The organism is Pedobacter sp., assembly GCF_045628745.1.
Taxonomy (GTDB): Bacteria; Bacteroidota; Bacteroidia; order Sphingobacteriales; family Sphingobacteriaceae; genus Pedobacter.
On the sequence record NZ_JAZQPU010000492.1, the window covers coordinates 1 to 8,296 of the forward strand.

At 38.3% G+C, this 8,296-nt stretch carries 10 protein-coding genes; 8 read left to right on the plus strand and 2 right to left on the minus strand.

Translation table 11 applies throughout. The features are described 5' to 3' along the window. The 5 genes from ACR2F7_RS17930 to ACR2F7_RS17950 all read left to right on the plus strand — a co-directional run. Positions 1-561: carboxyl transferase domain-containing protein (locus ACR2F7_RS17930; protein WP_432714903.1), on the plus strand; the 561-nt coding region annotated here is incomplete at its 5' end. 15 nt (positions 562-576) lie between these two features. After that, positions 577-1,200 carry a toxin-antitoxin system YwqK family antitoxin gene (locus ACR2F7_RS17935; RefSeq protein ID WP_432714904.1) on the plus strand — a complete coding sequence of 208 codons (624 nt, stop codon included), beginning with the start codon at positions 577-579 and terminating at the stop codon, positions 1,198-1,200. Positions 1,201-1,296: 96 nt separating this feature from the next. Continuing rightward, positions 1,297-2,253 (plus strand): thioredoxin-disulfide reductase, encoded by a 957-nt coding sequence (gene trxB / locus ACR2F7_RS17940; protein ID WP_432714905.1) that lies wholly within the window; start codon positions 1,297-1,299, stop codon positions 2,251-2,253. A gap of 156 nt (positions 2,254-2,409) precedes the next feature. Then, on the plus strand, positions 2,410-4,314 hold the full coding sequence (locus tag ACR2F7_RS17945) for a beta-N-acetylhexosaminidase (protein WP_432714906.1): 1,905 nt from the start codon (positions 2,410-2,412) through the stop codon (positions 4,312-4,314). Positions 4,315-4,342: 28 nt separating this feature from the next. Then, the gene (locus tag ACR2F7_RS17950; RefSeq protein WP_432714907.1) at positions 4,343-4,969 is read left to right on the plus strand and encodes a hypothetical protein; all 627 of its coding nucleotides are present in this window, start codon (positions 4,343-4,345) and stop codon (positions 4,967-4,969) included. Here the strand turns inward: ACR2F7_RS17950 and ACR2F7_RS17955 are convergent. Then, positions 4,966-5,553, minus strand: coding sequence for a hypothetical protein (locus ACR2F7_RS17955; protein WP_432714908.1), 588 nt, complete (start codon positions 5,551-5,553; stop codon positions 4,966-4,968). The genes ACR2F7_RS17950 and ACR2F7_RS17955 overlap by 4 nt on opposite strands. Further along, positions 5,540-6,037, minus strand: a complete 498-nt coding sequence (locus ACR2F7_RS17960; RefSeq protein WP_432714909.1) for an RNA polymerase sigma factor — start codon at positions 6,035-6,037, stop codon at positions 5,540-5,542. The genes ACR2F7_RS17955 and ACR2F7_RS17960 overlap by 14 nt, the downstream gene beginning before the upstream one ends. A 140-nt stretch (positions 6,038-6,177) precedes the next feature. On the opposite strand from ACR2F7_RS17960, the gene ACR2F7_RS17965 reads away from it, so the two are divergent. The 3 genes from ACR2F7_RS17965 to ACR2F7_RS17975 all read left to right on the plus strand — a co-directional run. Beyond that, on the plus strand, positions 6,178-7,563 hold the full coding sequence (locus ACR2F7_RS17965) for a dicarboxylate/amino acid:cation symporter (protein WP_432714910.1): 1,386 nt from the start codon (positions 6,178-6,180) through the stop codon (positions 7,561-7,563). 20 nt (positions 7,564-7,583) lie between these two features. Then, positions 7,584-8,096 carry a hypothetical protein gene (locus tag ACR2F7_RS17970; RefSeq protein ID WP_432714911.1) on the plus strand — a complete coding sequence of 171 codons (513 nt, stop codon included), beginning with the start codon at positions 7,584-7,586 and terminating at the stop codon, positions 8,094-8,096. Between the two features lie 78 nt (positions 8,097-8,174). Beyond that, a partial coding sequence (locus tag ACR2F7_RS17975; protein ID WP_432714912.1) for a large ribosomal subunit protein bL21 occupies positions 8,175-8,296 on the plus strand: 122 nt, incomplete at its 3' end.

Genomic DNA, 8,296 nt, shown 5'->3' on the forward strand with positions numbered 1-8,296 from the left:
GATAGCGCTGATAAGGCAGCACGCTTTATCATGAATTGTAACCAGAAGAAAATTCCATTGGTCTTTTTGCAGGATGTAACGGGTTTTATGGTAGGCAGTCGCTCTGAACACGGTGGCATCATCAAAGACGGTGCTAAAATGGTCAATGCAGTCGCTAATTCTGTAGTACCAAAGTTCACCATTATCATAGGGAATTCTTATGGTGCAGGTAACTATGCCATGTGCGGTAAAGCCTATGACCCGAGGTTAATTTATGCCTGGCCGAGTGCAAAAATAGCGGTTATGGGTGCTAGTCAAGCGGCAAAAACTTTGTTGCAGATGCAGGAGGCTTCCATGAAAGCCGCCGGTGAAATTGTTACACCAGAAAAAGAAGCCGACCTGCTAAAAGAAATTACCGATAGGTACAATAGTCAAACCACACCATATTATGCGGCATCGCGTTTATGGGTAGATGGAATTATTGATCCGCTGGAAACGCGTAAGGTCATCTCTATGGGTATTGAAGCTGCCAATCAAAGTCCTGTAAAAAAGCAATTCAATGTTGGAATAATTCAAACATAGACGGTATTTTTGTAAATGAACAAATTTTTCCTTGTTGTACTCTTTCTTTTGTGTGCTTTTGGTAGTGATGCCCAGGTGAAGACCGTATTTTTCGATTCAAAAGATAAGGTAACCGCAGACTCGGCAAAAGCAAAAAGCTATGCTATCTATGGCAAGGTAACAGGCGATAGTGTTTATGTATTTAAGAAATACGACCTTGATGGGTATTTATTGGTCAGTGGATCTTTCAGTGATGAGCAGTTGAATGTTGCTCATGGCAAGTTTGTTTATTATGACTGGATAAATCCCAATGATAGCTTTGCTAACCTGGAAGCCGTTTCAAAAGGTAAAGAAAGATATATTGTGCTTTCTGGAAGCTTTAAAAATGGTCATCGTGAGGGCCAGTGGTTAAGCTTTTATGAGAACGGCGATGTGAAAAACGTGGTCATCTACAAGAATAATATTCTCAACGGACCCTATAAATTTTTTGATACCAAAGGTAACCTGGAAGAAAGTGGACAGTTTATAAATGGTAAAAAAGAAGGTGAGTGGCAACTTGACGGTGGCCGGAAGGTAGCCATTTATAAAGACGATAAAATGATTTCCGTTGTCAAAAAAACAAAGAAGGAAATTAAAGCAGCAAAACAAACTAAGCCTTAATTATAATGTAAGAATCACAAAGCGTTAAGCAATTGGCGTATTGTCAGGATTATCATTAAATTTGGCGCTCAAACGAACAAGTATTATAAGAATTATATGTCTCAAGAAATAGAACACGTTCAATGTCTGATCATTGGCTCCGGACCTGCAGGATATACTGCCGCAATTTATGCAGCACGTGCCGATCTAAAACCTGTTTTATACACAGGTATGGAAGCTGGCGGGCAACTTACACAAACGACAGATGTTGATAATTTTCCAGGTTACCCTTTAGGGGTAATGGGCCCGGAAATGATGGAAGATTTTAGAAAACAAGCGGAGCGCTTTGGTACAGACATCCGTTTTGGCTACGTAAGCTCTGTTGATTTTTCTTCTTTGCCTCATAAAGTGGTTGTTGATGAAATTAAAACCATTACAGCTGATACTGTAATTATCTCTACAGGTGCAACAGCAAAATGGTTGGGACTTCCAAGTGAGCAACAATATAATGGCTTTGGTGTTTCTGCCTGCGCTGTTTGTGATGGTTTCTTCTTCAAAAATCAGGATGTTGCCATTGTTGGCGCAGGAGATACCGCTGCAGAAGAGGCTACCTATTTAGCTAAACTTTGCAAAAAAGTATATATGCTGGTACGCCGTGATGAGTTCAGAGCTTCAAAAGCAATGGTTCACCGGGTTTTAAATACGCCAAATATTGAAGTGATCTATAATTCTGAAGCTAAAGAGGTTTTAGGAAATGGTAAAAATGTAACGGGATTAAGGGTTGTCAATAACCAAACCGGTGCAGAACAGGACTTAGCTATAGAAGGCTTCTTTGTCGCCATTGGTCATAAGCCAAATACTGATATCTTCAAAGGCTGGATTGATATGGACGAAACAGGTTATTTAAAAACTATTCCAGGTAGTACAAAAACTAACGTGGAAGGTGTTTTTGCTTGTGGTGATGTTCAGGATCATTACTATCGCCAGGCTGTAACTGCTGCTGGAACAGGATGTATGGCTGCTTTAGATGCAGAGCGTTACCTTGCTGCAAAAGAAGATGTTGTAAAGGCTTAATCCTCTCATCTCCTAAGAATAAAAATATATAGATGCCTGTAGCTATAAAAGTGGTTACAGGCTTTTTTATGTTCAAATATTGTTACCTAATTTATCTCTCTAAAATAAAATATTAATTATCTTGGTTCTCATTCTGCTACAGATAATGAATATTTTATGAAAAAGTTTCTCTCCTTGGTGCTATTTGTCAGTCTTGCATTTCCTGCGTTTGCGCAGCAAGACGAAAACATGGGTATTATCCCTGTGCCAGTTTCAGTTCAAAGACATAATGGTACTTTTCTATTAGACAAAACAGTTGTCTTAATCTCTAATTCTCCCGCAAATAGTAAAGCTGTAGATCTATTAAATGCTTTTATCGTAACTAAGGCCGGTTTTGCACTTAGGGAAACGAATAAACTGGATGGGCAACAAAAAGCTATTGTCATTACCTCCGATGGTGCTGATCAACTTCCTGCTGAAGGCTATCAAATTAAGATTACTGACAACAAAGTGCTGATTACTGGAAAAGATGCAGGATTATTCTACGCCATACAGTCGGTTATGCAATTAATGCCAGAAAAAGTGGGTAATGAAATTAAAATACCTACCGCAGAAATCAACGACTATCCGAGGTTCAGGTACCGAGGCATGATGTTAGACGTTTGCAGACATTATTTCCCGGTGTCATTCCTTAAAAAATACATTGATTTACTCGCACAATATAAGCTGAACAACTTTCACTGGCACCTGACAGATGACCAGGGATGGCGGATTGAGATCAAGAAATACCCTAAACTAACTACAGTTGGCGCCTCAAGAAACGGAACTATTATAGGGCATCATCCTGGTGTTGGAACGGATGAAGAGGTCTATAAAGGTTTCTATACACAAGAGGAGGTGAAAGAAGTGGTGGCCTATGCAGCAACGAAATATGTAAATGTTATTCCTGAAATAGAAATGCCAGGTCACGCTTCTGCCGCTATTGCTGCTTATCCGCAGTTAAGCGCCTTTCCTGAAAGAGATACCTATATCGATCCAAAAGCCCCATGGGCAGGCTCTAGAAAAGGAAAGCAAGTACAACAGACTTTTGGTGTTTTTCAGGATGTCTTTGTGCCTTCAGAAAATACTTTTACCTTTTTACAGAATGTCATTGATGAGGTCATTGCCTTGTTTCCGTCTAAGTATATCCATGTGGGGGGTGATGAAAGCCCCAAAGATTACTGGAAGGAATCAGCTTTCTGCCAGAAGTTAATTAAAGATCTTAAACTTAAGGATGAACATGAGCTGCAGAGTTATTTCGTTCAGCGAATGGAGAAATATATCAATAGTAAAGGTCGCTCAATCATCGGCTGGGACGAAATCCTGGAAGGTGGTTTAGCACCAAATGCCACGGTGATGTCCTGGAGGGGCGTTGAAGGTGGCATTGCTGCCGCACAGCAGAACCACGATGTGGTAATGACCCCATCTACTAATGGGCTATATTTAGACTATGCTCCATCCTTATCGCCGGATGAACCTTTAACCATTGGCGGCCATGCTCCATATGCTAAAATTTATGCTTATGAGCCTGTGCCTGCGGTATTAACAGCTGCACAGCAAAAGTACATCATGGGGGTGCAGGCTAACCTTTGGACAGAATACATCACAACACCGGCAAAAGTAGAATATATGGTGTTGCCCAGAATGTTTGCCCTGGCAGAAGTTGCCTGGAGCCAACCAGGCCGCAAAGACTTTAAGAACTTTTCTGAAGAACGTATGCCTGCACATTTAGCCCGGCTAGACAAGGCGGGTACCAATTACTGGGTGCCGACACCTCTAGGGCAAAATGAGAAAGTATTAAACGGTAGTGAGTTTAATATTGAGCTGAAGGAGCCTGTGCCAGGTGCCACCATTTATTATACTTTGGATAATTATCGTCCTTCAGAGAATGCAACACCTTATCAAAATCCTATTAAAATAAAGGTAGCCGCTGGACAAAAAATAACCTTAAAAACCATTGTCATTATGCCTAGTGGTAAAAGAAGTGTAGTGATGGAAACTACTTTAAATAATGGTGCATCAAATGCTACTTCAGCTAAATAATGTAAATTGGCATTTTAAAACCATATGTATGAAATATAAACTTTTAGATTTAAGACCATTTTTGTTGGCTGGTTACTTGTTATTCATGTTGTCATGTGGTCAGGAGAAAACCTCAGACCAGAATACTATAAATTCAACAACAACAGAAGTGAAAAAACAGGTTAATCCCTTTCCATTTTATAAGGATATTTCAGTGCGGCCAGGTCTTAATTTTGAAGTATTAAGCTGGGGCAAAGGTGTGGATAGTCTCGGTGGTTATTTGATATTAATGTCTGATTCAGCAAGAAATGATTTCAAATCTTTCTCCAACGAGCGCAAGGGGATTATTACTGATGCCTGGAATATGGATTTGGATAATGATGGCAACCCCGAGCTTTACATAGAGTTGTTAAACGAACAGGATCAGCTTGATTTAAATGTTTTTGAATATTCACGTAACAGCTTTCAAAAAATCACCTTCCCTGGATTAAGCAGCAGGATGAAAAAGAATTATGCAGGCAAAGATAAGTTTACCATTAAAAATGGGGAACTATATCGTTCTTTTCCAATGGTAAAGCCTGAAGACAGCACCCAAAAAGCAAGCGTTATAACCTTGCAATACAAATTAAGTGGAAATAGCTTCTCTGTAGATGAAGTGGAAGAGTTGAATGATTAAAACTGTCCGCTAATTCTTTCAAACTTTTCTATCAAGAGCGCTATGCGCTCTTTTTCTTTTTTTACCACTACTTTTCTGACAATGGTAGAGCAGAACAACAGCCAGCCAAAAGTACAAATAATGGCTATCACTTGCTTCCATACGCTGAAGTAGGCTAAAATTTCAACGAAGAGGAGGGCGGTGCCTACACTTAGTGCTACAGTATAAATCCAGTAAAGACTATTATATAAACTGTATCTGCTCAACTGGTATAATTTCAGTTCCTGCAGAAAATCATTCGGATTGGCAGTAAAATCATTTTTTGAAATTAAACGATGCCCACGGTATAAAATGAAGGTATAAACAGCAATAGCTGTTATTAAGATGGTAATACCTACATGGGTAGTCCAGGAGTTAAAATCAAAGAATAACCAAAGGCAGGCCATGGCAATCAGGGATAGACACATGCCCAAAATATTCAATAAGGATTTGTTGCGCATGCTATTGACTTCTTTTTTCGCCTGCACCAGCATCTCCCCGGAAGAGATCTTTACTTCAACGTTATGTGAATGCCATAACGATTGTATATCATCAAATTCTTGCATGTTGATTGTATAATTCTGTCAGTTTTTGTTTAATCCGGTGAATTTTTACCCTTAAATTCCCTTCACTTATTCCTGAAATTTCTGCAATTTCATGATAAGGGAGTTCATCCAGCACCATGGTGATTATTAAACGGTCATTTTCTTCCAGCTTTGAGATGGATTTGTAAAGTAAGGCGACTTGTTCGTTCTTTTCTGAGTATTCTTCTACCTTATTCTCTATAATATTCTCGGTAAGCTCCTCTTTTCCTTGTCTTTTTTCTGAGCGAAGGTAAGTTAGACAAGTGTTTACAGCAATCCGGTAAATCCAAGTAGAAATAAGGGACTTATTCCTGAATTTATCTAGATTCTGCCATACTTTAAGGAAAGTTTCTTGTAACAAATCGTTTGCAGCATCCTTGTCTCCGGTATATCCATAGCATAAATGGAATATCTTTTTTGAGTTAGTATCGAAGATTTGCTTGAATAACAGGTCCTTTTGTTCCACTTACGATGAGTTGATATAGGTTTAGAGGTGGTTTTTCCAATATTGTTACACCTAATTTGCAAATTTTATTCCTCTTCAAACAAACTTTATACAATAATATAATTATTGTAGTTTTACGCCTGTATAAAAAATATAGATAGATGTCGAAACAAAACAGATTAACATTCTTTATTTTTCTAGCTTTAATATTAGGTGTAGGCCTGGGATATTATTTGAATATAAAATCTTTCAGTACTTATAACGATCAAATTTCTAAAGCTGAAATAAGGGTAAAAGCAATTGATGGACAGCTTTTAAAAGTAACAGATTCTACTTCCACAGCTTTTACAACGCTGATTGCTGAAAAGAAAGCAGCAGAAAATAGTCGTTTTGAAAGCGAGAAAATTAGAGAGAAAAAACTGGAGCCCTTAACTTTGTTGAGCGACATTTTCTTGAGACTGATTAAAATGATTGTTGCTCCGCTTGTATTTACTACTCTGGTAGTGGGTGTGGCAAAAGTAGGGGACATCAAAGCTGTAGGCCGTATAGGCGGCAAAACCATGTTATGGTTTTTGAGTGCCTCTTTATTGTCGCTGGTATTAGGTTTAATCATGGTTAACATCTTTAAACCAGGAGAAGCAATGAATTTACCATTGCCTCCGAGTAATATAGATACAGGCATCACTAAAGTGGCCTTATCTATGAAAGACTTTATTTCGCACATTGTGCCAAAAAGTATGACCGAGGCGATGGCTACCAATGAGATTCTGCAGATTGTTGTGTTCTCTTTATTTTTTGGAGTAGCCACAGCCGCAATAGGAGAAAAAGGCCAGATTATCATTAAGTTTTTTGATGCCGTTGCACATGTTATTTTAAAAGTAACTGGTTATGTAATGAACTTTGCACCTTTTGCCGTATTCGGCGCTATGGCGGCCATTGTTGCCAAACAGGGCTTAAGCGTATTGTCTACTTATGCCTTATTTATTGGTGAATTCTACTCTACCATGTTATTGCTATGGCTCATTCTTATTTTTATTGGCTTTATCATTCTTAAAAAACGTGTTTTCAACCTTGTAAACAGAATGAAAGAACCTACTTTGCTTGCTTTTAGTACGGCAAGTAGTGAGGCTGCATATCCTAAAACCATGTTACAGCTGGAGCGCTTTGGCTGTAAAGATAAAATTGTAAGTTTTGTGCTTCCATTGGGTTACTCCTTTAACCTTGATGGATCTATGTTATACATGACCTTTGCTTCCTTATTTATTGCGCAATCTTATGGTATCCATTTGTCATTTGAACAACAAATTACCATGTTATTGATCTTAATGTTAACCAGCAAGGGGATAGCGGGCGTACCACGGGCCTCACTGGTGGTTATTGCCGGTACAATTGCTACCTTTGACATTCCAGAAGCAGGCCTTGCTTTATTGATCGGTATTGATCCACTTTTGGATATGGGTAGATCTGCTACCAATGTTATTGGTAACAGTTTAGCGACAGCAGTGGTAAGTAAGTGGGAAGGGGAGCTAACAGGACCTTTAGATTAAACGAATAATAATAACAAACTATGAATTCCAGAGGGAAAAAAATATTTTTAGCACTGTCGATTATTGTGCCTTTTTTAATTTATTGTGTGGTGTATTACAGGCCCATGATTAAGAATGCACCATTCAAATCTACAGAATTTGTTTCGCTACAATATAAATGGGGGGTAGGGAAAGATCTTCAAAACACCTATGATTCAGCAACCGGAGATTACCAATACCTGAATGCAAAGGATTCGCTTATAAAAACAAATGTTAAATTAAAGAAAAACGATATCATTTTTCTACATAATAAAGCCAATGAATTAGGCTTATGGAATTTCCCTGAAGTGATTGCTAACCGTGGTGCAGACATTACTTCAGATTCTGTGTTACGTTATGAATTGCAATTCAATTATAAAAGAAAATCTATGAAAGTGATCATGATGAGTAACTACTCCGAGATCCCTAAATTGATGAATGTTTCAACCCAAATGCGCACCCTTGTGGCCGATGCCATCAATGATGCCGAAGAAAGATATAGCAAGAAAAACTAAATCATTTGATTTAAAGAAAATTAATTCTATATTTGCACCTCAATAAAATAAACAATTTAAAATAATAATTATTTAACAATGTACGCAATAGTAAATATAGCAGGACAGCAATTCAAAGTTGCAAAAGACCAGCACCTTTTTGTACACCGTTTGCAAGGAGATGAAGGCGCTAGTATTGAATTTGACAATGTATTGTTGGT

Bases quoted from the DNA above. Each gene is read 5' to 3' on its own strand.
- ACR2F7_RS17935 (WP_432714904.1), top strand. From the start codon at position 577: ATGAACAAATTTTTCCTTGTTGTACTCTTTCTTTTGTGTGCTTTTGGT.
- trxB (WP_432714905.1), top strand. From the start codon at position 1,297: ATGTCTCAAGAAATAGAACACGTTCAATGTCTGATCATTGGCTCCGGA.
- ACR2F7_RS17945 (WP_432714906.1), top strand. From the start codon at position 2,410: ATGAAAAAGTTTCTCTCCTTGGTGCTATTTGTCAGTCTTGCATTTCCT.
- ACR2F7_RS17950 (WP_432714907.1), top strand. From the start codon at position 4,343: ATGAAATATAAACTTTTAGATTTAAGACCATTTTTGTTGGCTGGTTAC.
- ACR2F7_RS17955 (WP_432714908.1), bottom strand. From the start codon at position 5,553: ATGCAAGAATTTGATGATATACAATCGTTATGGCATTCACATAACGTT.
- ACR2F7_RS17965 (WP_432714910.1), top strand. From the start codon at position 6,178: ATGTCGAAACAAAACAGATTAACATTCTTTATTTTTCTAGCTTTAATA.
- ACR2F7_RS17970 (WP_432714911.1), top strand. From the start codon at position 7,584: ATGAATTCCAGAGGGAAAAAAATATTTTTAGCACTGTCGATTATTGTG.